Source organism: Pseudorhodoplanes sp., assembly GCF_059499825.1.
The window spans coordinates 1-13,806 of the sequence record NZ_JCABZI010000006.1 but is presented as its reverse complement, the minus strand read 5'-3'; the positions used below and the strand labels follow the sequence as shown (position 1 = coordinate 13,806).

The 13,806-nt window shown below is 63.9% G+C and carries 16 protein-coding genes; 7 read left to right on the top strand and 9 right to left on the bottom strand.

Going from position 1 to position 13,806, the window contains the following annotated elements; all coding sequences use genetic code 11:
• The first annotated feature begins 119 nt into the window (after positions 1-119).
• Positions 120-1,040 (top strand): hypothetical protein, encoded by a 921-nt coding sequence (locus AC5I5I_RS10425; protein WP_495972636.1) that lies wholly within the window; start codon positions 120-122, stop codon positions 1,038-1,040.
• A 31-nt stretch (positions 1,041-1,071) separates the two neighbouring features.
• Here AC5I5I_RS10425 and AC5I5I_RS10420 read toward each other — a convergent pair whose 3' ends face one another.
• The 3 genes from AC5I5I_RS10420 to AC5I5I_RS10410 form a co-directional block, all read right to left on the bottom strand.
• Complete coding sequence (locus tag AC5I5I_RS10420; RefSeq protein ID WP_495972634.1) at positions 1,072-2,169, bottom strand: sulfite oxidase; 1,098 nt, start codon at positions 2,167-2,169, stop codon at positions 1,072-1,074.
• A gap of 102 nt (positions 2,170-2,271) precedes the next feature.
• Positions 2,272-2,679 carry a hypothetical protein gene (locus AC5I5I_RS10415; RefSeq protein ID WP_495972632.1) on the bottom strand — a complete coding sequence of 136 codons (408 nt, stop codon included), beginning with the start codon at positions 2,677-2,679 and terminating at the stop codon, positions 2,272-2,274.
• A gap of 4 nt (positions 2,680-2,683) precedes the next feature.
• Positions 2,684-4,033, bottom strand: a complete 1,350-nt coding sequence (locus tag AC5I5I_RS10410) for a sulfite oxidase (RefSeq protein WP_495972630.1) — start codon at positions 4,031-4,033, stop codon at positions 2,684-2,686.
• Positions 4,034-4,248: 215 nt separating this feature from the next.
• On the opposite strand from AC5I5I_RS10410, the gene AC5I5I_RS10405 reads away from it, so the two are divergent.
• Positions 4,249-4,614, top strand: a complete 366-nt coding sequence (locus AC5I5I_RS10405; protein ID WP_495972628.1) for a hypothetical protein — start codon at positions 4,249-4,251, stop codon at positions 4,612-4,614.
• Between the two features lie 88 nt (positions 4,615-4,702).
• Here the strand turns inward: AC5I5I_RS10405 and AC5I5I_RS10400 are convergent, their stop codons facing one another.
• The 3 genes from AC5I5I_RS10400 to leuB form a co-directional block, all read right to left on the bottom strand.
• Positions 4,703-5,137, bottom strand: a complete 435-nt coding sequence (locus tag AC5I5I_RS10400) for a hypothetical protein (protein ID WP_495972626.1) — start codon at positions 5,135-5,137, stop codon at positions 4,703-4,705.
• Between the two features lie 118 nt (positions 5,138-5,255).
• The gene (locus tag AC5I5I_RS10395) at positions 5,256-6,728 is read right to left on the bottom strand and encodes a caspase family protein (RefSeq protein ID WP_495972624.1); all 1,473 of its coding nucleotides are present in this window, start codon (positions 6,726-6,728) and stop codon (positions 5,256-5,258) included.
• Between the two features lie 87 nt (positions 6,729-6,815).
• Positions 6,816-7,928 carry a 3-isopropylmalate dehydrogenase gene (gene leuB / locus AC5I5I_RS10390; protein ID WP_495758316.1) on the bottom strand — a complete coding sequence of 371 codons (1,113 nt, stop codon included), beginning with the start codon at positions 7,926-7,928 and terminating at the stop codon, positions 6,816-6,818.
• A gap of 127 nt (positions 7,929-8,055) precedes the next feature.
• On the opposite strand from leuB, the gene AC5I5I_RS10385 reads away from it, so the two are divergent.
• Positions 8,056-8,373: a hypothetical protein gene (locus tag AC5I5I_RS10385; protein ID WP_495758315.1), complete on the top strand. Its 318-nt coding sequence runs from the start codon at positions 8,056-8,058 to the stop codon at positions 8,371-8,373.
• A gap of 35 nt (positions 8,374-8,408) precedes the next feature.
• Here AC5I5I_RS10385 and AC5I5I_RS10380 read toward each other — a convergent pair whose 3' ends face one another.
• Together AC5I5I_RS10380 and AC5I5I_RS10375 are read right to left on the bottom strand one after the other, a co-directional pair.
• Positions 8,409-8,903, bottom strand: coding sequence for a DUF421 domain-containing protein (locus AC5I5I_RS10380; protein ID WP_495972621.1), 495 nt, complete (start codon positions 8,901-8,903; stop codon positions 8,409-8,411).
• A gap of 124 nt (positions 8,904-9,027) precedes the next feature.
• Positions 9,028-9,558 carry a fasciclin domain-containing protein gene (locus AC5I5I_RS10375; RefSeq protein ID WP_495972771.1) on the bottom strand — a complete coding sequence of 177 codons (531 nt, stop codon included), beginning with the start codon at positions 9,556-9,558 and terminating at the stop codon, positions 9,028-9,030.
• A gap of 332 nt (positions 9,559-9,890) precedes the next feature.
• On the opposite strand from AC5I5I_RS10375, the gene AC5I5I_RS10370 reads away from it, so the two are divergent.
• The gene (locus tag AC5I5I_RS10370; RefSeq protein ID WP_495972619.1) at positions 9,891-10,940 is read left to right on the top strand and encodes a MaoC family dehydratase; all 1,050 of its coding nucleotides are present in this window, start codon (positions 9,891-9,893) and stop codon (positions 10,938-10,940) included.
• 20 nt (positions 10,941-10,960) lie between these two features.
• On the opposite strand, the gene AC5I5I_RS10365 is transcribed toward AC5I5I_RS10370, so the two are convergent.
• Complete coding sequence (locus tag AC5I5I_RS10365; protein ID WP_495972617.1) at positions 10,961-11,845, bottom strand: LysR family transcriptional regulator; 885 nt, start codon at positions 11,843-11,845, stop codon at positions 10,961-10,963.
• A 240-nt stretch (positions 11,846-12,085) separates the two neighbouring features.
• Here AC5I5I_RS10365 and sdhC point away from each other — a divergent pair, with 240 nt between their 5' ends.
• From sdhC to AC5I5I_RS10350, 3 genes are all read left to right on the top strand, one after another.
• The gene (sdhC, locus tag AC5I5I_RS10360) at positions 12,086-12,502 is read left to right on the top strand and encodes a succinate dehydrogenase, cytochrome b556 subunit (protein ID WP_495972615.1); all 417 of its coding nucleotides are present in this window, start codon (positions 12,086-12,088) and stop codon (positions 12,500-12,502) included.
• Positions 12,503-12,516: 14 nt separating this feature from the next.
• Positions 12,517-12,888, top strand: a complete 372-nt coding sequence (gene sdhD, locus AC5I5I_RS10355; RefSeq protein WP_495972769.1) for a succinate dehydrogenase, hydrophobic membrane anchor protein — start codon at positions 12,517-12,519, stop codon at positions 12,886-12,888.
• A gap of 4 nt (positions 12,889-12,892) precedes the next feature.
• Positions 12,893-13,806: FAD-binding protein (locus tag AC5I5I_RS10350; protein ID WP_495972613.1), on the top strand; the 914-nt coding region annotated here is incomplete at its 3' end.

Genomic DNA, 13,806 nt, shown 5'->3' with positions numbered 1-13,806 from the left:
CTTTCGGTCGCGCCGACGGTACTGCCCGCACCGCCCAGGCGGTGCCAGCGCGGAGCGCGCTGCGCCGCCGCCTGTCGGTCTTGTGGCTGCGCGCGCAGCTCCTTTGCAACCATCGGCGAGTGGCGGAGCTCTGGCCGGGACTGACCAGTCTGGCGGTCGGCTTGTTCGACCGCGCCGGCCGCGCGATCGACGCCCTCGGCTGGCAGACGGGCAAGGCTGCGATCCGGGCGCTCGAGTGGCGGCGGGTCGTGCTCGTAGCCAGCGCGCCGTTCGTCCTGCCGACGGAATTCCGCGCCGCGATGGTGCGTATCCTTGCCTATCTCGGCGCCATCGGAGCCATGACGCTGATCGCCACGGAAATGGTCCGACAGCCACAGACCACGGGAATGTCCGAGCCGGCGCCGCGGCCCGCCTGGATCGAGGTCGACAAGCCATGGCCGGCATTCGAGCTGTCGATGCCGGGTTTCGGCGACGATGATGTGCGTTATGCGATCCGCCGGCACGCCGAGGGCGGCGGCCGCAAGGACATCCTGTCATTCGGCGAACTGGGCCGGACGCAGCGCTTTGTCAGCTTTGAGATCTATCGCGCCGGACGCGAGATCGGCAGCTTCGGCCGCGCCGCAGATGATGTCCGCAAGCTCGGCGCCGAGCATGGCCGGGTGACCGGCCTGCAGAGCGCGATGCCGATCGAATCCAAGTTCGGCGAATTGCAGACATTCGAATTCGGAATCGGTCCATTCAGCGGCTACAATTGCATCGGGTTCCTGCGCAACTTCAACACTGCCCGGGTGCAGATCGGCGGCCTCTCCTGCAACATGAAGCTGCTGGTGGATCGGTCGGCTATCTCCTGCGCGCTCGACCGGATGGCGCTGATGTCTGCCGGCAGCGATCCGGATATCGCGCGGCTGTTCGCGAGGGCCGAGCTGAAGCGCAATTTCTGCGGGCTTCGCGATCATCTGCTCTATGCAACGCCGAAGCGACCGGGGGATTTGTCTTCCGCGGAGCCGAGGCCGCGCCTGCGCGGACGCCTGGCGCGCTAGCCGGACCTTCTGCAATCCGCGCCGGCCCGGCTCAGCCAATCCGGAGCTTGATGCGGTGAATGGGATTTCCGCCATAGCCCTCCGGATTCCAGAGGCCGGCAATGTAGGGCTGCGAGATGTCGCGCGTGTCGGTCGCCCGCGACCAGATTTCATAATAGCCGTCCGACGGGATTTTGAGGCATGACGTCCAGCGCTGCCAGTCGTAACGGTTCTTCGGCGCATCGAGCTGCGTGGTCTGCCAGGTCGCTCCGTAATCGATCGACACGCTGACATCCTGCACAGCGTAATCGCCGGCCCATGATGCACCACGCAGCATCACCTCGCGCGTGCCGGACGGACGTCTCGCACCGCTTGCCGGACTGGTGATGATCGAACGCACCGGCATCGATTCCAGATCGCGGAAATTCGACTCGTCGGCCGGCTCGCCCGGCTCCATCGGCCTGATCGGAACGCGATACGACAGGCCGCCCATACCGGGCCCGTCATGCACGCGATCGCGAATCCAGATCCGCTTCAGCCATTTGGTCGAAAGCGAAGCGGGCCAGCCGCCGATCACAAGGCGGAGCGGGAAGCCGTGAATGGTTTCGAGCGGCTTGCCGTTCATGCCCCACGCAATCAGGTTGTGCTCTTCCATCAGCTTGGCGATCGGCACGCCGCGCGACATCGCCTGACGATCAGTGGCGCCGGACAGATGCGGATCGGCGCCGAAATGTCCGCTGAACACGGCGGATGGTTTCACGCCTGCCGCCCGCAGCACATCGGCCACACGCACGCCGGTCCACTCCGCACAACCGATTCCGCCATTGGTCCAGCGAACGCCGGGCACCGGCGGCTCAAAGAAAGAGCGGCCGTTGCCGCCGCATTCCAGCACCATGCGCAGCGTGACGGTTTCGAATTTCGCTTTGAGTTCGGCCGGCGTCACGACCAGCGGATTGTGAACTTCGCCATCGATCGTGAGCGTCCAGCCTTCCGGACCGCGCACCCGTTCGGGGACCCGTCCGTTATTGCGAATGTAGAATTTTTCGGTCGGCGTGGTGTCGTCGTCGAGCAGGCTTTCCGGTGTCTCCATGACCAGCGGCTCGTCGCCGAGCGTGACGAGCCCGTCGCTCTTGTTGGCAATAATCGACATCGGTCCCTCGGCCTGCGCGTGCGGCGTTTGACTAACACCGATCGCGCTGAAATTCGCGGCGAATCTGGCCGCGTCTTTCGGACGCGGGGACATGCCGGAGCTTTATTTCAGGAACGGATTTTTCCAGCCGCCGCCGCTTGCCGGCTTTCCTGGCGGATAGGTCTTCTCCAGATAATCCAGCACGAGTTCGCGATCGGAGCCGTCGATCTTCGCCATGCCGTGCTTGTCAATCATGAGCTGGAACGACTCGTCCCATTGGCGGCGGTTGAGACCCTGCGCGGCAACGAGTTTGAAGTTGTGACACGCCGTGCAGAGATAGAATGTCTCATCGCGGCCCGGCCCGTCCGGGAATTCTTCCGGCGTTTCGTCGCGCGGCACGAATTGCTTCTGCGTGTGAAGCTGCGCAACCGCGGTGAACGAAACAATGCACACGGCCAGAACGGCCGCGTAAAGAGAAATCCGCCGCGCAAGACGCGCGGCGGCGCTTAGCACATCGGGTATCAGGTCCATTCCGTCAGCCCACCAGGACCGCGACGCGGTGCATGGCGTTGCCGCCATACCCTTGCGGATTCCAGTCGCCGGTGATGTGCGGCTGCATGGCGCCGTTGGAATCGGTCGCCCGCACCCAAAGCTCGTAGTAACCGTCGGTCGGGAAATCGACCGACGCGGTCCAGCGCTGCCAGTCGTATTTGTTCCTGGGCTGCCCGAGATTGGCCGGCTTCCAATGCGCACCATAATCGGTGGAGACGTCGACCGCCTTCACCGTGTTGTCGCCGGCCCAGGACGCGCCGCGCAGATCGAGCTTGCGGGTACCGGCCGCAAGCTTCGCTCCGTTCGCAGGATTGGTGATGATCGAGCGCACCGGCATCGATTCGAGAATCTTGAAGTTCTTCGGATCGCCCTTGTCGCCCGGAATCATCGGCTTGATCGGCGTGCGATAGGAGAACTCGGTCATGCCGGGCCCGTCATGCTCCTTGTCGCGAATCCAGATGCGCGTCAGCCATTTCTGCGAGGCCGATCCGGTCCAGCCCGGATAAAACACCCGCACCGGACCCCCGTGAATGTTCGGCAGCGGCTGCCCGTTCATGGCGAATACGATCATGCTGTTGGGATCCATCGCCTTCTCGATGCGAACGCCGCGCGACAGCGGCACCCGCTTCGGATCGCCTGACAGATGTTCGTCCGCACCGTAATGCGCGGTGTAAATCCCGGACTGTTTCAGTTCTGCCATTTTCAGGACATCGGCGAGCGACACGCCGGTCCATTCGGCGCAACCGGCGCCGCCGGTGGTCCATTGATTGCCGCGGGCCGGCGGCTGGAAGCCAGAGCGGCCGTTGCCGCCGCATTCCAGCACCGCGCGCATCGTCTGCGGCTTGAACTTCGACTTCAGTTCGCCGAGCGTGATCTTGAACGGCTTGTTGACCTCGCCGTCGATGGTGATTTCCCACTTGTCCGGGTCCTTGGCTTCTTCCGGAATCTGGCCGTTGTTGCGGATGTAGAATTTGCCGAACGGCGTGGTGTCGTCGTCGAGCAATTCGGCAGGGGTCTCCGCCACCAAGGGGCGATCGCCGAGCAGCGTCAGCCTGGGATCCTTGCCCGGAAACTCGAACGGCTTCGGTCCCTTGTCGGCGGCCGCAGCCGGCGCCGCCGGTTTGTCCTGCGCCATCGCCGCCGGGATCAGTCCGCCCGGCATGTTGGCGGCGAAGGGAATCGTACCGCCCACCGCGGCCCCCATCGCCGCGAGTCCGGCCCCGCCCAGAAATCCGCGCCGGTCGACCCCGGTCTTGCGGCCGAATGCCACCGCATCCGCACGCTCCGGATCGTCCGCATAAAGCTCCTCGATCGTTCGCTCGATCTTCGCCATATCGTCCTCCCTGCGGGCACCATCGTGCCGCTTTTTTTGCCGCGGCACCGCCGTGCCACGTATTCATTAATCCTAATGCGTTACGCTCCGTGGTCAATCGGCCACACGGTGGCGTTGCGACGCGGTTGCGGGAGGTCAAGGCCGGCCGAAAGTCTTGTTGGCAGGAACCAAAGCTGCGTAAAGTGATTGGAAATCTGAATCACCCAGAGGACGGCATGCGCCTGACCATACTATCGACTCTGGCCACGACCGCGCTGGCAGGCGTGCTGCTCGTGACCGCGGACACGGCGGACGCCCAGACCCGCAAGCGGCAGGCAGACGACATGTTCTTCGTGACCGCGCAGCAGCGTGAGGCGCGGTATCGTGTGCGCCCGCGGGTGGTGGTGCGGTCGCGCTCGTATCTCGATCCCGGGCCGGAACTGCTGCCGGGCGAGTACAAATACCGGGAATATGCCGAGCCCTACGGTTATTCGGCGCTCGACAACGCAGTTCCCAACCTGACCTGGAACCGCAATCCGCTCAACGGCCCGTTCGACACGCCCGGCGGGCGTCCGTGGCCGGGCCGGGTCGACTGGTGGTAGACCCAGCCGGAATTTCGATCTGAGCAAAGCGCGGGCAAGGTCCCGCGCTTTGCTGTTTCAGGCACGTGCCGGCGCGCCACAGCCACCGCTACTGGCGGACCGACGTCCAGCGGCCGGTGCACCCGTCATTCGTCCGGAAACCGCCGGAACCGCGGTTGCCAGACACCCGCCCCCAGCCGACAGAGACGGAGGTGCGCGTGCTGACACTTCCGTTCGAGTTGACGCTCCCGGTCACGCCGCCATCGCCGCTGATCCGGCCGCCGGAGACCCAGACGCGGCCCGCGGTGCCACCGCACCCGATATTGTTCACCAGCCAGGCGCCGTCATAATTCGCAGGACGACCTGCGGGCTTCGGCGCCGCGCGCTTGGGTTCCGGTGCGCTGCGCTGCCGGGGCGGCGCCGAGGGCGCGGATCGCGGCGGCTCGCGATCGCCGGAGACCGACTTCTCCTGCACGCCGATCGACCCACCCATGCTTCCCTGCGCCTGAGCCGGCTGCGCCAACGCCAACAGGAGACAGGTCATCATGAAACCCTTAGCGCAGAGACCGAACGTCATCGCGATGTCATCTCCCCATTCACGCCGAAACCCAGATCACGGTCGGACGGCTGCAAACCATTTGTGCCGGCAGTTCGGACGCGGTTCAACGTGCCGCCAGTCTGCCTTCGCCATCGGCGCATGATGCCGCAATGATGCGGCAGGTCTTTCCGCGTTTGCCGCAATCGCTGAGCGCGGCATCTTTCGCGCGCTGCATGTCGTCTCGCGTCGAAAGCGCCCAGCTCGCATCGGACGACGCAAACGCTCCGCAGGATGTGCCGAAGAAGCTGACCTCGACCGTGCAGGTGTCCATCCCGCAGGTCTTTCGGGCATCCTCGACCGCGGCCTTGCGCGTCTGATGATCCCACGACATGCCCCACCGGCCATCGGCCTTACTGTAGACGATCGCGCCCCACGGCTTCAGCCCGCCAAGCTCGCGCAGGCGGCTCAACAGCCCCTGCGTCGGAACGCCGGTCTGCGCCAGTTTCACCCGGTCTTCGAACTGACGGATCGCCGCGCGCATCCGCTCGCCCGACGCGCCGGCTTCGGTATCGAAGTTCAGTTCGTAGAGACGATCGTTGATCTCATTGAGCAGACCGGAATCCTGCAGCGGCCGTTTCTCGTCCTTCGCGATCGGCACCGCCGCGGCCACCTTCACCTCCTGCAGATTGATCCTGGCGATCTCTGCAAAGGAGCCGTTCGGATAGCGCCGCAGATAAGCCTCGTAGAGTTGCGGATTGCGGCTGCCCTGAATCGAATTCCAGAATGCCAGCTCGAGTCCATTCTGATCGGCCGAGGCTGCCGAACCGGGTTCGGCCGGCTTGAAATAGAACTGTCCCGTCAACGACGAATGTTCCCACGGAAGCTGCTTGCCGCCCGTGGTCTTCAGCACCTCGTTGCGGACCGAAATCATCACCTCGCTGAGCGGCAGGCCGGGCCGCTCCATAATCGTCAGGAGCGCGGACGTGAACGGACTGTTGCGGCCCTCACCGTCGAGCGCGACATTGCCCGGCTGGGTCGCGAAGGCGATCAGCGTGCCAACGCCCGACGCGACCTGAGCGAGACCGCGGCCAACGGAGGCAGAGCGCGTCCCGCGCGTCAGCTTCGTACCCATCGGATTGTCACGGCAGGCGTCGAGGAAAATGATGCTGGTCTTGGCCTGCCCTTCCATGAAGCTCAGCAGGAGATTGAGATCGATCGATCCGAATTCGAGATCGGCCCGCGTCTCGATCTGCGCGTCGACGGGCAGCAGATAGTTCTTGCCGTCGACCTGCAGCCCGTGGCCGGCGTAAAATACCAGCGCCACATCGGCGCCAACGACCTTCTGGCTGAACGTCCTGATGACGTCGCGCATGCCGGCATGGCTGACGTCGATGCCACGCAGCACATCGAAGCCGAGCCGCTCCAGGGCAGCCCCCACATCGCTGGCATCGTTGACCGGATTCGTCAGACGCGCGGTGTGTTTGTAATTGCCGTTGCCGATCACCAGCGCCACGCGCTTCTGGGCGGCTGCGGATCCGGCGGTGAGAAATGCCCCGCACAGGACGAGTGCGGATAGCAGAGCGGCCAGTCGAATCAATGGCTTACCCCAAATCGCTCGTGGCAATCGGAGGTATTATAACCGCTCCTGCGAGGGCGCGCGAGGCGTGCGCCCCCGGACCGATGGTCACGCCGCCGCTTTTTCGATCTCCTCGGCGATGGCATCGCCCATCTCGGCGGTGCCGACGGTCTTCTCGCCCTTTGCAGCGATATCGGCGGTGCGAAGCCCGCGCGCCAGCACGGCCGAGATTGCCGCGTCGACCATGTCCGCTTCCTTGCCCATGCCAAACGAATAGCGCAGCGCCATGCCAAACGAGGCGATCATCGCGATCGGGTTGGCGATGCCCTTGCCGGCAATATCCGGCGCGGAACCATGGACCGGCTCGTACAGCGCCTTGCGCTTGCCCGTCTTCGGATTGACCTCGCCGAGCGAGGCGGAGGCCAGCATGCCGAGCGAGCCGGTCAGCATCGCAGCGATGTCGGACAGCATGTCGCCGAACAGATTGTCGGTGACCACCACGTCGAACTGCTTCGGATTCTTCACGAGCTGCATGCCGCCGGAATCGGCGAGCTGGCTCTCGAACTGCACGTCCTTGAATTCGCGCGCATGCAGGTCGGTCATCACCTCGTTCCAGAGCACGCCCGTCTTCATGACGTTGCGCTTCTCCATCGAGGTGACCTTGTTGCGGCGCTGGCGCGCCAGCTCGAAGGCAACGCGTCCGATCCGCTCGATTTCGTAGGTGTCGTAGACCTGGGTATCGACCGCGCGCTTCTGGCCGTTGCCGAGATCGGTGATGGTCTTGGGCTCGCCGAAATAGACACCGCCGGTCAGTTCGCGCAGGATCATGATGTCGAGACCCTCGACCAGCTCCCGCTTGAGCGACGAGGCGTCGGCCAGCGCCGGATAGGTCACCGCCGGGCGAAGATTGGCATAGAGCGCGAGGTCCTTGCGCAGCCGCAGCAGGCCGGCTTCCGGCCGCACCTCATAGGCCACCTTGTCCCATTGCGGGCCGCCGACCGCGCCGAAGATCACCGCGTCCGCCGCGTCCGCCTTGGCCATGGTCGCGTCGGTGATCGAGACCTGGTGGGCGTCGTAGCAGGAGCCGCCGACCAGCCCTTCCTCGTACTTGAATGTCGCTATCCCCTTCCGGCCGAACAGATCGATCAGCTTTTTGACCTCGGCCATGACCTCGGGGCCAATGCCGTCGCCGGGAAGCAGAAGGAGATTGTAGCTGGCCATAAGGGACGCCTCGCGGAATGGGGAAGTGGCGGAGTGCTAAAGGCCTCCACCGAAAATGACAAGCCGCACCGGGGATCTTCGAACCGCATGGCGCCCCGGCCCGACCAAGGGCCAGATGGAGGGTGCGATGCAGAAATTTGTCCCGGTCCTGAAGATCGTGTTGCTGGTTTGTGTGGTCTTTCTCACGGCCGTGACGATCCTCGGTGTCGTGTTCGGCACGGAGAAGCCGTTTTGGGCGGCAATGCCCATTTTCTTCGGTCTTTTCGCTTTCCACGCGCTTTCGACCTGGGCCTGGTCCACGCCGGATTGTCCGACCTGCGGCACGCAGCAGCCGGCGCGGCGCAAACCGACCTCCCTGCGTCAACTCATATGGGGCGGCTGGACCTGCAGTAATTGCGGGACCGAGATCGACCGGCACGGCAAGGCGACGACGACCACGACCTGATCCGTCAGACTGGGCCGGCAAGCGGGCGAGACCAATCAGACCGGTATGGTCGGACGCTCCGCGGCCGGAGACGTCATGACGCTCACCGATCCGTCCGATTCCAAAACCGCGGCTTCGGCGAAACTGACATCGCCCACGCCCTGAGAGCGCAGCGCCGCCATCACCTCATCTTTGGTGATGCGTTCGCGTCGCATCGCGTCATCGAGAAACCGCCCGCGATACAGGAGCAGCGTCGGCTCCGACTTGACCATCGATTCGACCCGCCTGGACCGAACCGACAGATACGCGACGATAAACTGCAGGCCACACAGTAGCAGAAGCGCGAGAAGTCCTTCGGCTAGAACCACATCCTTGCTGAGCAATACCGTGGCGAGTGTCGAGCCGAGGGCTACGGTCACCACGAAATCGAAAGCGTTCATCTTCGACAGCGTTCGTTTGCCGAAAAGCCGGATGAAAACGACCAGCGCCGCGTAGGCTGCGGCGCCGACCACGATAACCCTTAACAAGCTGAACCAGCTTTCGAAAAACATTGTCACAACTTTTGTGGGAGGCTCCCTGGTGACAACAGGGGAAAGGGGTCGATGTTCCGGCGCTCAGCAACCTGGCCGGATTGTCGCGCCGGGGATAGCGAAGTCCCCGGCGCGAAGTGTCGGGTTAGCTGGCCGGCAGCAGAACGGTGTCGATCACATGGATGACGCCATTCGACTGGCGCACGTCGGCGATCGTCACGGTGGCGACGCCGCCCTTCTCATCCGTCAGAGTGATCATGTTGCCCTTCTTCTTGGCTTGCAGCACGCAACCACCCACGGTCTTGACCGGATGCGTTCCCTTGTCGTCGGCGATCATCTTGTTGATGGCTGACGACATCGCGTTGGCGGCGACCACATGGCAGGTCAGGATCTTGGTGAGCGTCGCCTTGTTCTCGGGCTTCACCAGTGTCTCGACGGTGCCGGCCGGAAGCTTTTCGAAGGCGGCATTGGTCGGCGCGAACACCGTGAACGGACCCTTGCCGGACAGCGTATCGACGAGACCTGCTGCCTTCACCGCCGCGACAAGCGTGGTGTGATCCTTCGAGTTGACCGCATTTTCGACGATGTTCTTGCTGGGGAGCATCGGGGCCCCGCCGACCATCGGATTCTTGTCTTGCGCGCTTGCCGAAGCGACGAACGCGAATGAGGCCGCCATAGCGAGGAATGCGATACGCTTGGACATGGTAGTGACTCCCTTCGATGAGGTTTGATTGCGATGGGTTCTGCCCATCAAGACGCGCGACAGGATTCGCCCAAAGCGGGGGCGTGCGAGCGGTGTTGATGATGTCGTCGTCAGATCGAGTTACGGCGCGTGATGGCTCCGGTTTCCCGGCATCGCGCGTTCACGGCCTCGTGAGACCTGTTCAGCGGCAACTTGCCGAAACTCTGAGCGGAACACGCTTGCACTTTCGTCAGCGCCGGACTTGACGCCAGTTCCGGCGCGTCCATAACCACCGGTAAAACAACAATGCCAGCGCGGGATCTCGCATGACCAAAACGATTGCAGGAAATTTCTTCGAGGACTTTCGGGTCGGACAGACCATCCGTCACGCCACGCCGCGCACAATCACGACCGGCGATGTTGCCATCTATAACGGATTGTTCGGCGCACGTTTTGCGGTCCAGTCATCCGATGCCTTCGCCAAGGCGATCGGCTATCCGCGTTCGCCAATCGACGATCTGCTGGTGTTTCACATGGTGTTCGGCAAGACCGTGCCCGACATCTCGCTGAATGCGGTCGCCAATCTCGGTTACGCCAATTGCCGGTTTCTCGCGCCGGTCTATCCGGGCGATACGCTCAACGCCGTGTCCGAAGTGATCGGCCTCAAGGAGAATTCCAGCCGCAAGACCGGCATCGTGTTTGTGCGCTCGGTCGGCTATCGCGCCGATGGCACGCAGGTTCTCGAATATGTCCGCTGGGTGATGGTGCGAAAGCGCGACGAAAGCGCCGCCGTGCCGGGTGAGCATGTCCCCCGGCTGCCGACAGCCCTCGATCCGAAGATGCTGGGAGACGCCTGCCCGCCGATCGACGCTGGCGCCTACGACAACGTGCTGGCCGGCAGCAAGGATCGCTTCAGCGACTATCAGGTCGGGGAGAAGATCGATCACATCGACGGAATCACCGTCGAGGAAGCCGAGCACATGATCGCGACGCGGCTCTATCAGAACACCGCGAGGATCCACTTCAACCAGTTCGTCGAAGGACAGGGCCGCTTCGGCCGCCGCCTGATCTATGGCGGACACGTGATTTCGCTGGCGCGCGCGCTATCATTCAACGGTCTTGCGAATGCCTTCCACGTCGCCGGCATCAATGGCGGCCGTCACGTCGCGCCGTTGTTTGCAGGCAATACCGTGTTCGCGTGGTCGGAAATTCTTGCCAAGGCGGAATTGCCGCAGCGGAGCGATCTCGGCGCGCTCCGCCTGCGCACGGTGGCGACGAAGGACAAGCCTTGCGCCGGCTTCCCGCTGAAGAGCGGCGACGAGGACGATCCGGCGGTGATCCTCGACCTGGATTACTGGGTGCTGATCCCGCGCTAAGTCCGGCGTCAGGCGCAGCGTCATCCCTTGCGCATGTGCTCGACAAGTTGTCGCGCGAACGGCGACAGCGCGGCCACATCGCGTACGCAGATCGTCAGGTCACGGACAGCCCAGGTGTCGGTGAGATCGACCGCCTTGATCGCCATCGAGCGCGCGGCCCAACTGACCGTGGTCTCCGGCACGATGCCGATGCCGGCATTGCGCTCCACCAGCCGGCACACGCCGTCGAACGAGCGAAGCTGCACCCGCAGCTTCAGCGGACGGCCGATCCGGCTCGCCTTGTCGGCGAGAAAGCGCTGCAGGGCGCTGGCGCGGTCCAGACCGACAAAATCGTAATCGAGAACCTCGGCGAACGCGGCCTTCTCGCGCCGCGCCAGCGGATGATCGCGGGACACCACCATCACGAAGCGGTCGCTGCGGAACGGGAAAGTCACCAGCCGGCTGGTATCGACGGTGCCGGCCACGATCCCGATATCGCCGACGCCTTCGCCGATCAGGCCGACGATCTCGTCCGACAGCCGCTCCTCGAGGTCGACGCTGACATGCGGATGCGCCGCCAGGAACGGGCTCAGCACGTCCGGCAGGAACTCGGTCAGGGCATTGGTATTCGAGAGAATGCGGACCTGGCTGAAAAAGCCGCCGGAATAGGCGCCCAGATCCTCGCGCAGCCGCTCGGCCTGGGCGAGGATGGTGCGGGCATGCTGCAGCAGCGTCCGGCCGGCCTGGGTCGGCGTCACGCCCTGACGATTGCGGATCAGGAGCGGCGCTCCGATCGCGTCTTCCATATTTCGGATACGGGTCGAGGCAGCCGCCAGTGCGAGATTGGCGCGGGCCGCGCCCTGGGTGATGCTGCCGGCTTCGACCACATGCCGGAACAGGCTCAGATCGGGGATATCGAAACGCAAAGGGCGCTCCCTGGAACGCTTTCAATTGTGGCGTCAGCCTTCGGAAATTGCGAAGGCACCCTACTCCAATTGCTTATTGTCCGGAATGAAAATCGGGATATTGGTTCGCGGTTTCCGAAATTTGACTGCCTCTAAGGCAGCCAGATCCGAGGTTCCCGGCGTCCGAACGGTGCTTGTTGTCCCGCTTCGGGTCACGCTCGGGGAGCCAAGCTATTCCGGCCCCTTGGGCCGCTGGAGTTGATGCGAATGGCAGATACGCGCCGCGCCGTGGAAAGACCCCTGTCGCCCCATCTCAGCATCTACAAGCCGATGCTGACGATGATGATGTCGATCGTCCATCGCATCACCGGGGCGGCCCTGTTTTTCGGCACCCTACTGATGACTTGGTGGCTGCTCGCGGCCGCATCCGGGCCCACTGCCTACGCCAAGGTCCAGGCCTTCATGGGCTCGATTTTCGGGCTGCTGATCCTGTTCGGATACACGTGGGCGCTGATCCACCACATGCTGGGCGGGATTCGCCACCTGATCTGGGACACCGGCCGCGGCTTCGGCCCGGTCGAGCGCGAATGGCTGACGCTGGCCACGATCGTCGGTTCGGTCGGCCTCACGCTGCTGATCTGGATCGTCGGATTCTTCTTCATTGGAGGCGCCCGATGAACAAGCACCGGTCCATGCGCACGCCGCTGTCGCGGGTGCGCTTCCTCGGTTCGGCGCATTCCGGCACGGATCATTTCTGGAAGCAGCGGGTGTCCTCGGTCGCGCTTGTGCCGCTCACCATCATCTTCGTCTTCGTCGTGATCGGCCTGCTCGGGCGCAATCATGCCGCCGCCGCCCAGATTCTCGGCTCCCCCTTCGTTGCGATCAGCGTCATGCTGTTCGTGATCGCCAGCGCCTATCACATGTGGCTCGGCATGCAGGTGATCATCGAGGATTACGTGCACAGCGATCTGAAGCTGACGCTGATCATGTGCAACACCTTCTTCTGTTTTGTCATCGCGCTGTCCTGCCTCTATGCGCTGGTGAAGCTGTCTTTCGGAGTTTGAGGCCATGAACGACAAGAGCAACGGCAGCAAACCGAACGGCGCGCCGGCGATCAATGGCGGTGCCTATCCGATCCAGGACCACACCTTCGACGTGGTCGTGGTCGGCGCCGGCGGATCCGGGTTGCGCGCGGTGGTCGGCTGCGCGCAGGCGGGTCTGCGCACCGCCTGCATCACCAAGGTGTTTCCGACCCGCTCGCATACGGTCGCGGCGCAGGGCGGCATCGCGGCATCGCTCGGCAATATGGGCCCGGACGACTGGCGCTGGCACATGTACGACACCGTCAAGGGATCGGACTGGCTCGGCGATCAGGATGCGATCGAATACATGGTGCGCAACGCGCCGGAAGCCGTGTACGAACTCGAACATTGGGGCCTGCCGTTTTCGCGCACCGAGGACGGCAAGATCTACCAGCGCCCGTTCGGCGGCATGACCACCGACTTCGGCAAGGGCATCGCGCAGCGCACCTGCGCCGCCGCCGATCGCACCGGCCACGCGATGCTGCACACGCTGTATTCGCAGTCGCTGCGCTATTCGGCGGAATTCTTCATCGAGTATTTCGCCATCGACCTGATCATGGACGAGGAAGGCCGCTGCGTCGGCGTGATCGCGCTCAAGCTCGATGACGGATCGATCCACCGCTTCCGCTCGAGCATGACCATCATGGCGACCGGCGGCTATGGCCGGGCCTATTTCTCCGCGACCTCGGCGCATACCTGCACCGGTGATGGCAATGCCATGGTGCTGCGTGCCGGCCTGCCGCTGCAGGATATGGAATTCGTGCAGTTCCATCCGACCGGCATCTACGGCGCCGGCTGCCTGATCACCGAAGGCGCGCGCGGCGAAGGTGGCTATCTCGTCAACTCCGAGGGCGAGCGCTTCATGGAGCGCTACGCGCCGTCGGCCAAGGACCTCGCCTC